Below are 14,444 nucleotides of genomic sequence, written 5' to 3'. Positions count from 1 at the left end.
GGGCCGCGGGGTACTGCCTGGGGACAGATCGGGTGTGCCGTCAGTTCTGGGGGAAGCCCAGGTCGACGCCGCCGTGGCTGGGGTCGAGCCACCGGGACGTGATCGCCTTCTCGCGGGTGAAGAACTCGAAGCCCTGCAGGCCGTAGGCCTTGTCCGAACCGAAGATGCTGTCCTTGAAGCCGCCGAACGAGTAGTAGGCGACGGGCACCGGGATGGGCACGTTGATGCCGATCATCCCGACCTCGATCTCGGCCTGGAAACGCCGCGCCGCGCCTCCGTCGTTGGTGAAGATCGCCGTTCCGTTGCCGTAGGCACCGGCGTTGATGAGGGCGACGCCCTCGTCGTAGGACGCGACGCGCACGATCGACAGCACCGGCCCGAAGATCTCTTCGGTGTAGACGCGGCTCGTGAGCGGCACCTTGTCGATCAGGGTGGGCCCGAGCCAGAAGCCGTCGGCCTCGCCGTCGACCTCGACGCCCCGACCGTCGACGACGACGTCGGCTCCGTCGTCGAGGGCGATGTCGATGTAGCTCGCGACCTTGTCACGGTGCTGTTCGGTGACGAGGGGACCCATGTCGCAGCTGCGGCGACCGTCTCCGACGGTGAGGCCGGCCATGCGCGAGGTGATCTTCTCGATCAGCTCGTCGGCCACGGGTTCGACCGCGACCACCACGCTGATGGCCATGCAGCGCTCACCAGCCGAGCCGAACCCGGCGTTGATCGCACTGTCGGCGACGAGGTCGAGGTCGGCGTCGGGCAGGACGAGCATGTGGTTCTTGGCTCCGCCGAGGGCCTGGACGCGCTTGCCGTGCTTGGCGGCGGTCTCGTAGATGTACTGGGCGATGGGCGTCGACCCGACGAACGAGATGCTCTTGACGTCGGGGTGCTCGAGCAGACCGTCGACGGCCTCCTTGTCGCCGTGGAGGACGTTGAAGACGCCCTCGGGCAGGCCGGCCTCGGCGAAGAGGCGGGCGAGGAACATGGCGCTCGACGGGTCTTTCTCGGACGGCTTCAGGACGACGGTGTTGCCGACGGCGATGGCGATCGGGAAGAACCACATCGGCACCATGGCCGGGAAGTTGAAGGGGCTGATGATGCCGACCACGCCGAGCGGCGCCTTGGTCGAGTAGACGTCGACCCCGGTGGACACCTGCTGCGAGAACTCGCCCTTGATCAGGTGGGGGAACCCGGTCGCCAGCTCGACGACCTCGAGGCCGCGGGTGATCTCGCCGAGGGCGTCGCTCAACACCTTGCCGTGCTCGCTCGTGAGGATCTCGGCGAGCTCGCCCTTGCGCTCGTTGAGCAGCTCACGGAAACGGAACACGATCTGCTGACGCTTCGTGATCGAGAGGTCGCGCCAGGCGGGGAACGCGCGGTGGGCCGAGGCGACGGCGGCCTCGATCTCGGAGGCGTCGGCGAGCGAGACGTCCTTCGTCGCGACGCCGAGGGCCGGGTCGTAGACGGGCGCGGTGCGGCCGCTCGTGCCGGGCACCTCGACGTTGTCGATCCAGTGCGCGACCAGGGGGCGATCGGTGGCGGTGGTGCCGGTGTGCGTGCTGGTGGAGCTGGTCATCGTTCTGCCGATCCGTTCGTGGTCGAGGGTGGGTGGACGAGCCCGGCCGCGTGGTCCACGGCTGCGGCGACGTCGTCGTCGCTCGGGTAGAGCAGGGTGCGCCCGACGACGAGCCCACGGACGCCCGGGAGCGCGAGGGCCGCGGCCCAGCGGGCGTAGGTGTCGGCCGGGTCGACGGCGGGGTCACCGCCCAGCAGCAGGGTGGGCAGGGTCGTCGCCGCCATGACGCGTTCCATGTCGTCGACGACGGGCAGCTTGAGCCAGCTGTAGGCGGAGGATTCGCCCAGGCCCGACGCGATGGCGACCGACTTGATGACGGCGTCGGCCGTCAGGTCGTTCGTCACCCGTCCGTCGACCCACGAACTCATGAAGGGCTCGAGCATGATCGGGAGGCGCAGCCTGGCCGACTCGGTCACCGCGCGTGCCGTCGCGGCCAGCGTGGAGGCCGTGCCGGGGTCGTCGAGGGCGACGCGCACGAGCAGCTTGGCGAAGTCGAATCGGGAGTCGGCGATCGACGCGGCCGAGTACGCGGTGAACCGGTCGTCCAGTTCGAACGTGGCGCCCTGGAGACCACCGCGGTTCATGCTGCCGACGACGACCTTGCCGTCGAGCGCGCCGAGCAGGGCGAGGTCCTCGAGGACGTCGGGCGTCCCGAGCACCCCGTCGACGCCGGGTCGGCCGAGGGCGACGACCAGGCGACGGAGGAGGTCGTACCGGTCGGCCATGGCACTCGAGTCGCCTCGGACGCCGAGGGCACCCCGGGCGGGGTGGTCCGCCGCGACGATGAAGAGGCGTCCGTCCGCACCCAGCGGTGCGGGTCGCGTCCGGGCGGCGAGGATCTCGGCCACCCGGTGCGGCTCGGCGGCCCGGAGGGTTCGGAGGCGCTCGAAGTCGAGGACCGGGGCGATGCGATCAGACATGGTGCGCCTCCTGGAGGACGGCCTCGACCTCGGCGGTGGTGGGCATGGCGGTGGAGCACTCGAACCGGGTGGCGACGATGCCGCCGGCCGCGTTGGCGAAGCGCAGGGTGCGATCGAGCGACCACCCCTCGATCAGGCCGTGGCAGAGGGCGCCCCCGAACCCGTCGCCCGACCCCAGGCCGTTGATGACCTGGACGAGGTGCGCCGGCACCTCGATCCGCTCGTCACGCGTCTTGGCGAGGACGCCCTTGGGGCCCTGCTTGACGACGGCGAGTTCGACGCCCCGGTCGAGGAGGGCGTCGGCCGCCCGCTCGGGCTCGGTCTCGCCGACGGCGATCTCGCACTCTTCGCGGTTGCCGACGGCGACGGTGACGTGCTCGAGTGCGCGCCCGACCTCTCGGGTGGCGACCTCCGGGCTCTTCCAGAACATGGGGCGGTAGTCCAGGTCGAGGATGGTCAGGGGCCGACGACCCCGGGCCTGCCAGGCCACGTGGTGCGCTTGTCTGCTCGGTTCTTCGCTGAGGCCGGTGACCGTGGCCCAGAAGACCGTGGCCTTCTCGACGGCGGCGAGGTCGAGCGAGCCCGCGGTGATCATGAGGTCGGGTGCCTTCGGCTGCCGGTAGAAGTACAGCGGGAAGTCGTCGGGCGGGAAGATCTCGCAGAACGTGACGGGGGTGTTGAGCCCGTCGACGGTCGAGACGAGTCGGGTCGAGACGCCGAGCCGCTCGAGCTCGCGGACGATGTAGCGACCGAAGGGGTCGTCGCCGGTGCGGGTGACCACCGCGGACCGGCGGCCGTGACGGGCGGCGGCGATGGCGACGTTGGTCGCGCTGCCGCCGACGGATTTGCTGAAGGTCTCGACCTCTTCGAGCGGGACGCCGGACTGCTGCGGGTAGATGTCGACGCCCACGCGGCCCATGGTGAGGACGTCGTACGGAGCGGTGTCGTTGTCGGTGTGGTCGGTCATGACGTGGTCGTCCTCTCGAGAGCGTGGCGTGCGGTCGCGGTCACTTCTTGCCGTTCTTCACGACGTAGATGGCACCGGTGCTGAAGTCCTCTTCGAGCTGCTCGAGCGACCGCCCGTTCGTCTCGGGCACCTTCTTCACGGCGAAGAGGAACGACCCGGCGTTGAGCACCGCGAAGATGAAGAACGTCGTCGAGATGCCGATGCCGGCGACGAGGATCGGGAAGAGCAGGCTGACGGCGAAGTTGGTCAACCAGAGGATGAGCACCGTGAGCCCCATCCCGACGCCGCGCAGCTTGAGGGGGAAGATCTCGCTGAGCATCAGCCAGACGAGAGGGCCGATGGTGCCCTGCATGGTCCCGACGAAGCCGATGACGAAGATCAGGACGACGATCGCGCGGCCGAGCCCCTCGGGGATCAACAGCGACGACAGGCCGATCAGCAGGTGGAAGATCGTGACGCCGGCGAAGCCGGCCATGAGCATGGTGCGCCGTCCGACCTTGTTGATGATGCGAAGGGCGACGAGCATCGCGACGACGGCGATGACGCCTGCCCCGACGTTGGCGATCAGGGCCCCGCTCTGCGAGAAACCGGACTGCTGCAGCACCTGGGTGCCGTAGTACATGATCGAGTTGATGCCGGTCAGCTGCTGAGCGACGGCCAGGCCGATGCCGATGAACAGGATCTTGCGGAGCCAGGGCTCGGCGATGAGGTCGGCGAGGCGGGCGCTCTTGGCCTCTTTCTCCTCGTCGGCCAGGAGGCGCACCTCGGCCATCTCGGCCACCGCGCGGTCGTCGGCACGGATCTGCTTGAGCACGGCGAGCGCGTCGTCGTCGCGGCCCTTGGCGATGAGCCAGCGAGGGCTCTCGGGGACACGGAACATCCCGATGAAGAGGGCGATGGCGGGCAACACCGCGACGGAGAGCATGTAGCGCCACACGTTGTCGTGCTCGCCCCAGACGCTGCCGATGACGGCGTTGATGGTGAAGGCGGCGAGCTGCCCCGAGACGATCATGAGCTCGTTGCGACTGACGAGTCCGCCGCGTTGCTCGGTGGGGGCGAGTTCGGCGAGGAACACCGGAACGGTGACCGAGGCCCCGCCGACCGCGATGCCGAGCAAGAACCGCGCCCCGGTGAGGAACTCCCACGTGGGGGCGAGCACGCAGGCGAGCGCGGCGAAGAAGAACAGGATGGCCAGGGTGTTGATGGTCGGCTTCCGCCCGAAGGCGTCCGAGATGCGCCCGATGAAGAACGCCCCGACCGCGGCCCCGATGAGGATGGCCGAGACCATGATGCCCTCGCTGGCCGGCGTGAGCCCGAGGCTCTCTTCCATCGAGTCGAGCGCGCCGTTGATCACGCCCGTGTCGTACCCGAAGAGCAGGCCACCGAAGGTGGCGATGACCGCGACGGTGCCGAGACGCTTGGTGTGCGGGCCCGAGACCAGGGCGGGAAGAGCTACTCGGGGCGAACTGCCCGATGTGTCGGTGACCACGATTCCTCCATTGGTTGTGGTTACAGCTTCCCGCGTCGGTGCGGGTCGTCGCCCTGCAACGGCGACAGGACGAGGCTAGCCATGTCCGTATGTCCTGTCAATCGGTCATGCGTGGACTACTCCTGGAGTCGGACGGGAGAGGGACTCGCGCGTCCCTAGACTCGGAGCATGCCTTTCGACGAGTGGTACGACGACGAGACACGAGAGGCCGCGACGGCCCGCGTGCTGCAGCGGCGGATGACGAACCCCACCGACCGCAACGTCCTCACCGTCGTCGCGGAGGAGTTCAACGTCCCGCGGCAGACCCTCAGCGACTGGGTCGACGAGGCCTCGCCCGAGTCCGCCAAGCCGAAGCGCAAGCCCCGCCCGAAGTTCTCGCAGGTCGTCAAGACCACCAAGGAGGCGCGGGTCGAGTCCCCCGAAGACGACGAAGCGATCGACGCTCCGCAGCCCGCCGCACCTCCGGAGCCCGCGAGCGAGCCCGAGTCCGACGCACAGACAGGGTCCGTGCCGCAGGCCGAGATCGTTCCGCAGACCGAGGTCGCGTCCGACCCGGAGGCCGACCCGCAGTCCGACCCGCAGCCTGAGCCGGAGGCCGAGCAGGACCCCTGGGCGGCGTCCGATCCTGCCGCCGAGCCCGAGCCCGAGCCGACGCCCGCGAGCCAACCCGGCCTGCAGCCCGAGCCCGCATCCGTGCCCGCACCCACACCCGCACCCGCCGTACCCGCCGACAGCCGCCTCACCGCCCTCGAAGCCGAGGTCGCGGCTCTCCGCGCCGGCAACCGCGCACTCGTCGAAGCCCTCCGCATCCTGGTCGACTGACGACGCCGGTCGGCGCCTGGCCGACCCGGGCGACGACCACGGGGCCGCCCGGTCACCGTCGTCGTGGTGACGGCCTCGACCTCGTGAACCGGGCCTGGCGCCGGTCGGCCGCGCGCGCCTCCCGGGGGAGGCGGTAGCCGTCGCGGTAGACGCCGACGACGTCGAGGGCGACGCCCACGAGGGAGCGGACGGCGGTGCGCCGCTCGCGCGAGCCGTACCAGTTGCGGTGGAGACGCCACAGCTCGACGATCCCCCGCACGAGCAGTCCCCCGCCGAAGAAGACGGCGGCGATCCAGGCGATGCCGGTCGAGCCGAAGGCGACGACCGCACCGATGCAGACGACCAGCGTCACCACGAGGGTGATCATCAGCGTGCGCGGGCTCGGCAGCTGTCGGCCGTGCTCGCCGGTCCAGTAGGACGACAGCAGGTAGAGGGCGTCCTCGCGGGAGCGTCCCCCCTCGCGCAGCCGGTCGACGGCGGCGTCGGTGCGCGCGAGTCGGTCGGGCCCGTCGGCCTGGCGCACCGCGGCGCTGGTCGACGCGACGATGCGGATGACGGGAGGTTCGCGTCGAGCCACCAGGCCATCTTGCCGCACGCCGCACGCCGCACGCCGGACGCCCGCCGCACGACGCCGGACGCCCGACGCCGCCCGCCGCCCGACGCCGTCCGCCGGACGGGCCCGCGCTGTCCCCCGCCTGGCCGCTTCGCGAGTGCCTGCCGACCTGAGTCTGCAAGCTCGCTGGAGGTCGATGACGGGTGGGCTGCCGCTCGCGTCCGAATGGTGTGTCACCGAGACACAGCGCGTCCGCACCGCGGCACCGCGATCCCCGGCCACCGACGAGTGGCCGCGCCTCTGTCGGTAACCGCCAAGGGTGAGTACAAGGCCCTGGCACCCTTGGCGATCGGCCTGACCCTGACGCTGATCCACCTGATCAGCATCCCCGTGAGCAACACGTCGGTGAACCCCGCCCGCTCGCTCGCGGCCGCCCTCTACGGCGGCCCGGACGCCCTGGCGCAGGTCTGGGTCTTCGTCGTGGCGCCCCTGGTCGGCGCCGCCCTGGCGGGTCTCGCCCACCGCGTCCTGCGCCGTCGCGCCTGACGGGCGACCCGAGCGGCAGGGAACGCAGGAGGCGCGGGTCGCGTGACCCGCGCCTCCTGCGTCCTCGTGCGGTGACGCCGGTGCCGACCGACGCTCGAGCGGAGGCGACGACGACGTCGCCCGCCCGTCGAGGGCGACGACCTAGACGACCGTGGCGCTCCGGACCCGGTCGGCGGCCGTGGCCATGTGGTCGCGCATCGCGGCGAGCGCGGCGTCGGGATCGCGTGCCTCGATCGCGCGGAAGACGGCCCGGTGTTCGCGGTACGCGGCCTCGGCCTGGTCCTTCTCGGTGAGCCCGCGTTCGACCCAGAGGCGCAGCAGCGACCGGGTGCTCTGCAGGAGGTCCTTGAGCACGACGTTGTCGGCGCTGACGGCGATCTGCAGGTGGAACCGGATGTCGGCCTGGAGGAACGCGTCGAGGTCCTCGAGCGAGTCGGCCATCACCTCGATGTACCCCCGCAGGGCGTCGACGTCGGCGTCCGTGGCCCGCTCGGCGGCGTAGGCGGCAGCCTGGATCTCGAGCCCGCCCCGGACCTCGATGAGCTCGCGCGTGCGTGCCGCGTTCAGCATGAGACCCCAGCTGAGGGTGGTCGGCAGCAACTCCGAGGTCTGGTCGCGCAGGTAGGTGCCCGAGCCCGGACGCACCGTGACGATGCCGAGGATCTCGAGGGCGGCCAGGGCCTCGCGGACGGCCGATCGCCCGACGCCGAGGCGTTCGGCGAGCTGCCGCTCGGGGGGGAGGCGCGACCCGGGGGTCAGTTCGCCGGCCGTCAGGAGGGCCACGAGCTGCTTGACGACCTCGCTGACCGCGGTGCCGCGCGGGACCATCTCGAGCTCGAGATCGAGGCTCGTGGGGTCGCTCTCTGGGTATGCCGGCACGGTGCGAGCTTAGTCAGCGGGGCCCACCGGTCCAGCTCGCGGGGCCCACGGGTCCACCTCTCGGGGCACTCGCTCCGCCTCGTCCCGTCGCTCAATTGGTCAACCGGTTGACAGATATCGGCGAAAAAGGCACGATGGTCCCTGCGCGCCACCGGCACCGGTCGAAGGCGTCATCCAACAACGTCGTTAGATCCGAAGGAGTCGATGTGGACACCACCACCCGAACGAGCGCGCCACAGAGCGCGGTCGAGAAGTCCGCGATCAAGAAAGTCGCCGTCCGGCTCGTCCCGTTCGTGGCGTTGATGTTCTTCATCAACTACCTCGACCGCACCGCCATCGGCTTCGCGGCGCCGAACGGCATGGAGTCCGACCTCGCCCTGTCGGCCGCCCAGTTCGGCTTCGCCTCCGGCGTGTTCTTCATCGGCTACATCCTGTTGGAGGTGCCGTCGAACCTCGCCCTGCACAAGTTCGGTGCCCGCAAGTGGCTCGCCCGCATCATGGTGACCTGGGGCATCGTGGCGTTGCTCTTCACCTGGGTGCAGAACTTCGAGCAGCTCGTCGCGCTGCGCTTCCTGCTCGGCGTCATGGAGGCCGGCTTCTTCCCCGGCGCGATCCTCTTCCTGAGCCTGTGGGTGCCGGCCGCCCACCGCAGCAAGATCCTCGCCCTCTTCTACCTGGCGCAGCCCCTCACCACCGTCATCGGTGCCCCGCTCGCCGGCTGGTTGATCAGCCACGACGGCGTCTTCTTCGGCCTCGAGGGCTGGCGCTTCATGTTCATGGGCGTCGCCATCCCCGCGATCGTCGTCGGGATCGTCGCCTGGTTCTACCTCAAGGACAAGCCCGCCGACGCCAAGTGGCTCACGAAGGAAGAGCAGGTCTGGCTGACCCAGGCCCTGGTGAAGGAGGCCTCGACGAAGACGGGTGCCGTCTCGACCACCGGCAAGCACCCGGGCCTCGGCGTCGTCTTCAAGAACGGCCGCGTCTGGATGCTCTCGTTCATCTACTTCGGCTTCATCTACGGCCTGTACGCGCTCGCGTTCTTCCTGCCCACCATCATCGGCGGCTTCCAGGAGCAGTTCGGCACCGAGTTCACCGTCACCCAGCGCGGCTTCATCACGGCCATCCCCTACGTCCCCGCGGCCATCGCCCTGTACTTCTGGTCGCGTGACGCCTCGCGTCGCGGCCTCAAGACCTGGCACATCGTCATCCCCGCCGTCGTGGGCGGTCTGAGCATCCCGCTGGCGCTCTACGCACAGTCCCCCGCCCTCACCATCGCGGTGATCGCGGTCACCGCCATGGCGATCTTCGCGGCCCTGCCCAACTTCTGGACCCTGCCCACGCAGTTCCTGACCGGGGCCGCGGCGGCCGCGGGCATCGCGCTGATCAACACGGTCGGCAACCTCGCCGGCTTCAGCGCTCCGTACATCACGGGCCTGGTCACCGACGTCACCGGCGACTACCGGGTGCCGATGTTCATCGTCGGGTTCTTCATGCTGCTATCGGCCGCGCTGATGATCGCGCTCAGCCGGATGAAGAAGCCCGAGGGCACCCTCAGCCCCCGCGAGCAGGCCGACCTGGCGGCGACCGCCGGGCTCGACTGACCGACGCTCACCCCCCTCCCCCCGCGGGGCCCGGACGATCACCGACCCGGGCCCCGCCCCCTCCGCACCCCGTCGCCGTGCCGTCGCGCCGTCGACCGGACCACCGCCTCCTGGAGTTCTCATGACACGCCTCTTCAACGATCCGGGCGACTTCGCCGACGAGATGATCGACGGCTTCGTGGCCGCCAACCAGCGCTGGGTGCGACGGGTGCACGGCGGCGTGGTCCGGGCGACCCGCTCGACCCCCGGCAGCGTCGCGCTCGTCGTCGGCGGTGGCTCGGGTCACTACCCGGCCTTCGGCGGACTCGTCGGGCAAGGGCTCGCCCACGGCGCCGCCCTCGGCAACCTCTTCGCCTCGCCCTCGTGGCAGCAGGTCAGGTCGGTCGCGAAGTCGGCCCAGAACGGCGGGGGCGTCCTGCTGAGCTACGGCAACTACGCCGGCGACGTCCTCAACTTCGACAAGGCCCAGCAGAAGCTGATCGACGAGGGCATCGAGACCCGGACGGTCGCCGTCACCGACGACATCTCGAGCGCGTCGATCGCCGACAAGCACAAGCGTCGCGGCATCGCCGGCGACCTCACCGTCTTCAAGTCCGCCGCGGCCGCCGCCGAGGAGGGCGCCGACCTCGACGACGTCGTCCGCGTCGCCGTCAAGGCGAACGAACGCACCCGCAGCGTCGGCGTGGCGTTCTCGGGCTGCTCGCTGCCCGGGGCCGACGAACCGCTCTTCACCGTGCCCGAGGGCCGCATGGCCGTCGGCATGGGCATCCACGGCGAGCCCGGCATCGGCGAGACCGACGTCCCCACGGCGGACGGCCTCGCCGAGCTGCTCGTCGAGGCGTTGCTCGCGAGCGACGAACTGCCCGACGGGGTCGACGAGGCACGCGGACGCAAGGTGGCCGTCCTGCTCAACGGACTCGGCTCGGTCAAGTACGAAGAACTCTTCGTCGTCTACGCCCGGGTCGACGCCCTGCTGCGCGAGGCGGGCGTCGAGGTCGTCGAGCCCGAGGTCGGCGAGCTCGTCACGAGCTTCGACATGGCCGGCGTCTCGCTGACCCTGTTCTGGCTCGACGACGAGCTCGAGCGCCTCTGGGCGGCACCGGTCGACGCACCCGCCTACAAGAAGGGCTCCGTCGACGTCGCGTCGCGGGCGGACGACGCCGAGCAGGAGGCGCGGGTCGCCATCGCGATCCCGCCCGCGACCCCGGCGTCCCGGCAGGCCGCCCAGCTGGTGCTGAGCGCCCTCGAGGCGGTGCAGGCCACGGTCGAGGAGAACGTCGACGAGCTCGGACGCATCGACGCCGTCGCCGGGGACGGCGACCACGGCATCGGCATGCAGCGCGGGGTCCACGCCGCCGTCGCCGCCGCCCGCGAGGCCGTGCTCGCCGGCGCGGGGGCGGGCACCGTCCTCGACCTCGCCGGCGACGCCTGGTCCGACCGGGCCGGGGGCACCTCCGGGGCCCTCTGGGGTGCCGCCCTCGCGAGCCTCGGTGCGGCCGTCGGCGACGAGGTGGCCCCGGACCGCGCCTCCGTGTCCCGCGGCGTCTCCGCCGCGACCGAGGCGATCCTCGAGTTCGGCGCCACGGTCGGCGACAAGACCATGGTCGACGTGCTCGTCCCCTTCGACGCGGCCCTCAGCGCGGCGGTCGACGACGGGGCCGACCTCGCCACGGCCTGGGCCACCGCGGCCGAGGTCGCCGTGACGGCGGCCGCGGCGACGGCCGACCTCCTGCCCAAGATGGGCCGCGCCCGGCCGCACGCCGAGAAGAGCCTCGGCACGCCCGACGCCGGCGCCACCTCGCTCGGGCTCATCACGAGGGCCGTCGGACGCGTCCTCGCGCCGCAGCCCGCCGCGTGACCCCTCCCCCCAGACCCTCCACGAAAGGCACCACCATGGCTGACCAGCTGCGCATCGTCGTCGGATCGGACGACGCCGGGTACGACTACAAAGAGGTCCTCAAGAAGGACCTCGAGGCGAACGACGGCGTGGCGAGCGTCGCCGACGTCGGGGTCGCCGCCGACGGCCACACCGCCTACCCGCACGTCGCCGTCGAGGCGGCCCGCATGGTCGCCGACGGCCGCGCCGACCGCGCGATCCTGATCTGCGGCACCGGGCTCGGCGTCGCCATCGCGGCCAACAAGGTGCCCGGCATCCGGGCGGTGACCGCGCACGACACGTTCTCGGTCGAACGCGCCGTCCTCTCGAACGACGCCCAGGTGCTCTGCATGGGCCAGCGCGTGATCGGCGTCGAGCTCATGCGCCGCCTGGCGAAGGAGTTCCTCACCTACCGCTTCGACACCTCGAGCGCCTCGGCCGAGAAGGTCGCGGCCATCTGCGGCTACGACGGGTCGGGCGAGCCCGTCGGCATCGACGCGGCGTGAGCGATCCGGTGACCGCCCCCGTCCGGCCCTCCTCGGCCCGCTTCACGATCGGGGTGAGCCTCAAGATGTACTTCTCGCACGCGAGGACCCTCGCGTGGAGCACCGAGGTGGCCGAGATCGCGCGGCGCCACCCGGCCGTCCGGCGGGGCGTCGTCGACCTGTTCGTCGTGCCGACGTTCCCGTCGCTCGTCCCCGTGCAGGAGGCGCTGGCCGGCACCTCGGTCCGCCTCGGTGCCCAGGACCTCGCGACCGACGACTCGGGCGCCTTCACGGGTGAAGTCAGCGGCGCCGAGCTGGCCGAGATCGGCTGCACCCTCGCCGAGATCGGCCACGCCGAACGGCGGACGCTCTTCCACGAGGACGACGCGGTCGTCGCGGCCAAGACGGCGGCGGCGCTGCGCCACGGCATCACCCCGCTGCTCTGCGTGGGCGAGGCCGACGAGACGTCGCCCGCCCTCGCCGCGCTCGAGGTGACGCAGCAGATCGACCTCGCCCTCGCGGCGGCCGACGAGGCCGGCCTCCCGGGCGCCCTCGTCGTCGCGTACGAGCCGCTCTGGGCGATCGGCGCACCGGTGCCGGCGTCCGCGGGCCACATCACCGCGGTGGTCGCGGCCGTCGAGGACCACCTCGCCGGGCTGCCCGATCGCGCCGGCAGCCGGGTGATCTACGGCGGCAGCGCCGGTCCGGGGCTGCTGACCGGTCTGGGCGGCCAGGTCCGTGGGCTGTTCCTCGGTCGCTTCGCCCACGACGCCTCCGCGGTGGAGCGCATCCTCGACGAGGCGCTCGCGCTCGACGAGGCGCTCGCACTCGCGCTCGATGAGGCAGCCGCACTCCACGAGACGCCGGCCCCCGACGCCGCACGCCGGGACGGGGTGGCCTCGTGATCGGCCTCAGCACCTACGCGTACTTCTGGCGGGGCAGCGACCTCGTCCCGCAGCCGATGACGCTCGACGACATGCTGCGCGACACGGCCGCGCAGGGCGTCCGGCTGTTCCAGATCTGCGACCACGAGGCCCTGACCGGCTACACCGACGAGCGGCTCGCCGCGCTGCGCGACCTCGCCGACGAGCTCGGGCTGACGCTCGAACTCGGCACCCGGGGCACCAGGCCGACCGTCCTGCGGACGTGGCTGCGCCTCGCCGTCGCGTTGCGCGCCTCCTTGGTCCGCAGCATGTGGACGGCGGGCGACGACCGTCCCGACGCGGCCGAGACCGAGCGTCGGCTGCGCGAGGTGCTACCCGAGTACGAGGAGGCGGGGGTCACCCTCGCCCTCGAGACCTACGAGCAGGTCGGTTCGACCGAGCTCGTGGCCGTCGTGCGGGCGGTCGCCAGCCCGCGGCTCGGCATCGTGCTCGACCCGGCCAACACCGTCGCGAACCTGGAGCACCCGGCCGACGTGACCGCGCGCTGCCTACCGTTCGTCGCCAACTGGCACGTGAAGGACTTCGCCTTCTCGCGGAAGGACGGCTGGGTGGGTTTCGCCCTGACCAGCACGCCGCTCGGCGAGGGCCGGCTCGACTACGACGGCATCCGTGCCGCGCTCGACGCCCGCGACGGAGGCGCCACGCGCGTCAACCAGGTCGTCGAGCACTGGCTGCCCTGGCAGGGCGACCCCGAGACCACCACCCGGCTCGAAGCCGAGTGGACGACACGAACCATCTCTGAACTAAGGAGCAAGAACAATGACTGACACCCTCGACACGACCGCCCCCGAGAGCACCGTCACGTACGCCGACGGCCAGGGCTCGTCCGACGTCACCGTCGCCGTCATCGGCGCCGGCGGCAAGATGGGCCAGCGCGTCTCGAACAACCTCGCCAAGAGCGCGTACACGACCCTCTACAGCGAGGCGTCGCCCGCCGGCGTCGAGCTGATCGAGTCGCTCGGCCGCACGGTCACCGCGACCGACGTGGCCGTGGCGGACGCCGACGTGGTCATCCTGGCCGTGCCCGACGTCGTGCTCGGCAAGGTCTCCGAGCAGGTCGTCCCGGCGATGAAGACCGGCGCCGTCATCCTCACCCTCGACCCGGCCGCCGCCTACGCCGGCCTGCTCGCCGTGCGCGAGGACATCCACTACGCGGTGGCGCACCCCTGCCACCCCAGCGTGTTCCTCGAGCGCACCACGAAGGAGGAGTGGGCCGACACCTTCGGTGGCGTGGCCGCCCCGCAGGAGGTCGTCGCCGCGCTCGAGGGCGTGGCCGAGGACTCCCCCGTCCGTGAGCTCATGACGCAGGTCATCTCGACGATCTACGCACCCGTCATCGCCGTGCACTACGTGACGGTCAAGCAGCTGGCCGTGCTCGAGCCGACCCTGGTCGAGACGATGGCCTGCATGATCGGGGCGTTCCTCAAGGAGGCGCTCGAGGAGACCGTCGACGGAGTCGGGGTCCCCTACGAGGCCGCTCGCGCCATGCTCTACGGCCACACCTGGATCGCGCTGACGAACGGCCTGCGCGGCTCGAACCCGTTCAGCGACGCCTGCCACATCGCCATGGACTACGGCCGCGAGTCGATCGTCCGTGACGACTGGAAGAAGATCTTCGACGACAGCCAGCTCGACTCGGTCATCGCGCGCATGCTGAAGATCGACGCCGTCCGCCGCTAGGCCGCGACGACGGGAACGCAGGAGGCGCGGGTCGCGTGACCCGCGCCTCCTGCGTTCCCGCGTGGTGCGGTGGTCGCCCGGGCCGACCGCCGGGGCGATGCCCGTGTCA

At 71.2% G+C, this 14,444-nt stretch carries 13 protein-coding genes and 1 pseudogene; 8 read left to right on the top strand and 6 right to left on the bottom strand.

The window, feature by feature from the left end; genetic code table 11:
* Window positions 1-40: 40 nt before the first annotated feature.
* The 4 genes from ACIOSR_RS10815 to ACIOSR_RS10800 are packed head-to-tail and all read right to left on the bottom strand — an operon-like array spanning window position 41 to window position 4,949.
* Window positions 41-1,573, bottom strand: a complete 1,533-nt coding sequence (locus ACIOSR_RS10815; protein ID WP_402752596.1) for a CoA-acylating methylmalonate-semialdehyde dehydrogenase — start codon at window positions 1,571-1,573, stop codon at window positions 41-43.
* Window positions 1,570-2,493 carry a deoxyribose-phosphate aldolase gene (locus ACIOSR_RS10810; protein WP_402752595.1) on the bottom strand — a complete coding sequence of 308 codons (924 nt, stop codon included), beginning with the start codon at window positions 2,491-2,493 and terminating at the stop codon, window positions 1,570-1,572. The genes ACIOSR_RS10815 and ACIOSR_RS10810 overlap by 4 nt, the downstream gene beginning before the upstream one ends.
* Window positions 2,486-3,460: a 5-dehydro-2-deoxygluconokinase gene (gene iolC / locus ACIOSR_RS10805; protein ID WP_123571060.1), complete on the bottom strand. Its 975-nt coding sequence runs from the start codon at window positions 3,458-3,460 to the stop codon at window positions 2,486-2,488. Before iolC ends, ACIOSR_RS10810 begins: the two co-directional genes overlap by 8 nt.
* A 40-nt stretch (window positions 3,461-3,500) precedes the next feature.
* A complete protein-coding gene (locus ACIOSR_RS10800; RefSeq protein WP_402752594.1) occupies window positions 3,501-4,949 on the bottom strand; it encodes a sugar porter family MFS transporter in 1,449 nt (482 codons plus the stop codon).
* Window positions 4,950-5,117: 168 nt separating this feature from the next.
* Between ACIOSR_RS10800 and ACIOSR_RS10795 the strand changes: the two genes are divergently transcribed.
* Window positions 5,118-5,771: a hypothetical protein gene (locus ACIOSR_RS10795; protein WP_402752593.1), complete on the top strand. Its 654-nt coding sequence runs from the start codon at window positions 5,118-5,120 to the stop codon at window positions 5,769-5,771.
* Between the two features lie 52 nt (window positions 5,772-5,823).
* Here ACIOSR_RS10795 and ACIOSR_RS10790 read toward each other — a convergent pair whose 3' ends face one another.
* A complete protein-coding gene (locus ACIOSR_RS10790; RefSeq protein ID WP_056044288.1) occupies window positions 5,824-6,348 on the bottom strand; it encodes a hypothetical protein in 525 nt (174 codons plus the stop codon).
* Between the two features lie 306 nt (window positions 6,349-6,654).
* Here ACIOSR_RS10790 and ACIOSR_RS10785 point away from each other — a divergent pair.
* Window positions 6,655-6,870 (top strand): annotated as a pseudogene (locus ACIOSR_RS10785) (aquaporin); the annotation flags it as partial.
* A 141-nt stretch (window positions 6,871-7,011) separates the two neighbouring features.
* Here ACIOSR_RS10785 and ACIOSR_RS10780 read toward each other — a convergent pair.
* Complete coding sequence (locus ACIOSR_RS10780; protein ID WP_267659096.1) at window positions 7,012-7,749, bottom strand: FadR/GntR family transcriptional regulator; 738 nt, start codon at window positions 7,747-7,749, stop codon at window positions 7,012-7,014.
* A 206-nt stretch (window positions 7,750-7,955) separates the two neighbouring features.
* On the opposite strand from ACIOSR_RS10780, the gene ACIOSR_RS10775 reads away from it, so the two are divergent.
* The 6 genes from ACIOSR_RS10775 to ACIOSR_RS10750 all read left to right on the top strand — a co-directional run bounded on the left by ACIOSR_RS10775 (window position 7,956) and on the right by ACIOSR_RS10750 (window position 14,335).
* Complete coding sequence (locus tag ACIOSR_RS10775) at window positions 7,956-9,350, top strand: MFS transporter (RefSeq protein ID WP_056044281.1); 1,395 nt, start codon at window positions 7,956-7,958, stop codon at window positions 9,348-9,350.
* Window positions 9,351-9,471: 121 nt separating this feature from the next.
* Window positions 9,472-11,208: a dihydroxyacetone kinase family protein gene (locus ACIOSR_RS10770; RefSeq protein WP_192125197.1), complete on the top strand. Its 1,737-nt coding sequence runs from the start codon at window positions 9,472-9,474 to the stop codon at window positions 11,206-11,208.
* Between the two features lie 35 nt (window positions 11,209-11,243).
* The gene (locus ACIOSR_RS10765) at window positions 11,244-11,732 is read left to right on the top strand and encodes a ribose-5-phosphate isomerase (protein WP_056260280.1); all 489 of its coding nucleotides are present in this window, start codon (window positions 11,244-11,246) and stop codon (window positions 11,730-11,732) included.
* The gene (locus tag ACIOSR_RS10760) at window positions 11,729-12,616 is read left to right on the top strand and encodes a triose-phosphate isomerase family protein (protein WP_342211869.1); all 888 of its coding nucleotides are present in this window, start codon (window positions 11,729-11,731) and stop codon (window positions 12,614-12,616) included. Before ACIOSR_RS10765 ends, ACIOSR_RS10760 begins: the two co-directional genes overlap by 4 nt.
* Entirely contained in the window at window positions 12,613-13,422 is an 810-nt protein-coding gene (locus tag ACIOSR_RS10755) for a sugar phosphate isomerase/epimerase family protein (protein ID WP_342211868.1), read from the top strand. The genes ACIOSR_RS10760 and ACIOSR_RS10755 overlap by 4 nt, the downstream gene beginning before the upstream one ends.
* Window positions 13,415-14,335, top strand: a complete 921-nt coding sequence (locus tag ACIOSR_RS10750) for a phosphogluconate dehydrogenase C-terminal domain-containing protein (protein WP_082060228.1) — start codon at window positions 13,415-13,417, stop codon at window positions 14,333-14,335. Before ACIOSR_RS10755 ends, ACIOSR_RS10750 begins: the two co-directional genes overlap by 8 nt.
* The last annotated feature ends 109 nt before the right edge of the window (window positions 14,336-14,444 follow it).

It is taken from the genome of Frigoribacterium sp. NPDC087798 (genome assembly GCF_044742985.1).
Lineage (GTDB): Bacteria > Actinomycetota > Actinomycetes > Actinomycetales > Microbacteriaceae > Frigoribacterium.
Note: the sequence above shows the minus strand (reverse complement) of the source record. Positions and strands in the feature narration are given on the sequence as shown.

What these genes read in the sequence shown, in the direction of transcription:
- ACIOSR_RS10770 (WP_192125197.1), top strand. Translation starts at nt 9,472, where the DNA reads ATGACACGCCTCTTCAACGATCCGGGCGACTTCGCCGACGAGATGATC.
- ACIOSR_RS10815 (WP_402752596.1), bottom strand. Translation starts at nt 1,573, where the DNA reads ATGACCAGCTCCACCAGCACGCACACCGGCACCACCGCCACCGATCGC.
- ACIOSR_RS10750 (WP_082060228.1), top strand. Translation starts at nt 13,415, where the DNA reads ATGACTGACACCCTCGACACGACCGCCCCCGAGAGCACCGTCACGTAC.
- ACIOSR_RS10765 (WP_056260280.1), top strand. Translation starts at nt 11,244, where the DNA reads ATGGCTGACCAGCTGCGCATCGTCGTCGGATCGGACGACGCCGGGTAC.
- iolC (WP_123571060.1), bottom strand. Translation starts at nt 3,460, where the DNA reads ATGACCGACCACACCGACAACGACACCGCTCCGTACGACGTCCTCACC.
- ACIOSR_RS10795 (WP_402752593.1), top strand. Translation starts at nt 5,118, where the DNA reads ATGCCTTTCGACGAGTGGTACGACGACGAGACACGAGAGGCCGCGACG.
- ACIOSR_RS10810 (WP_402752595.1), bottom strand. Translation starts at nt 2,493, where the DNA reads ATGTCTGATCGCATCGCCCCGGTCCTCGACTTCGAGCGCCTCCGAACC.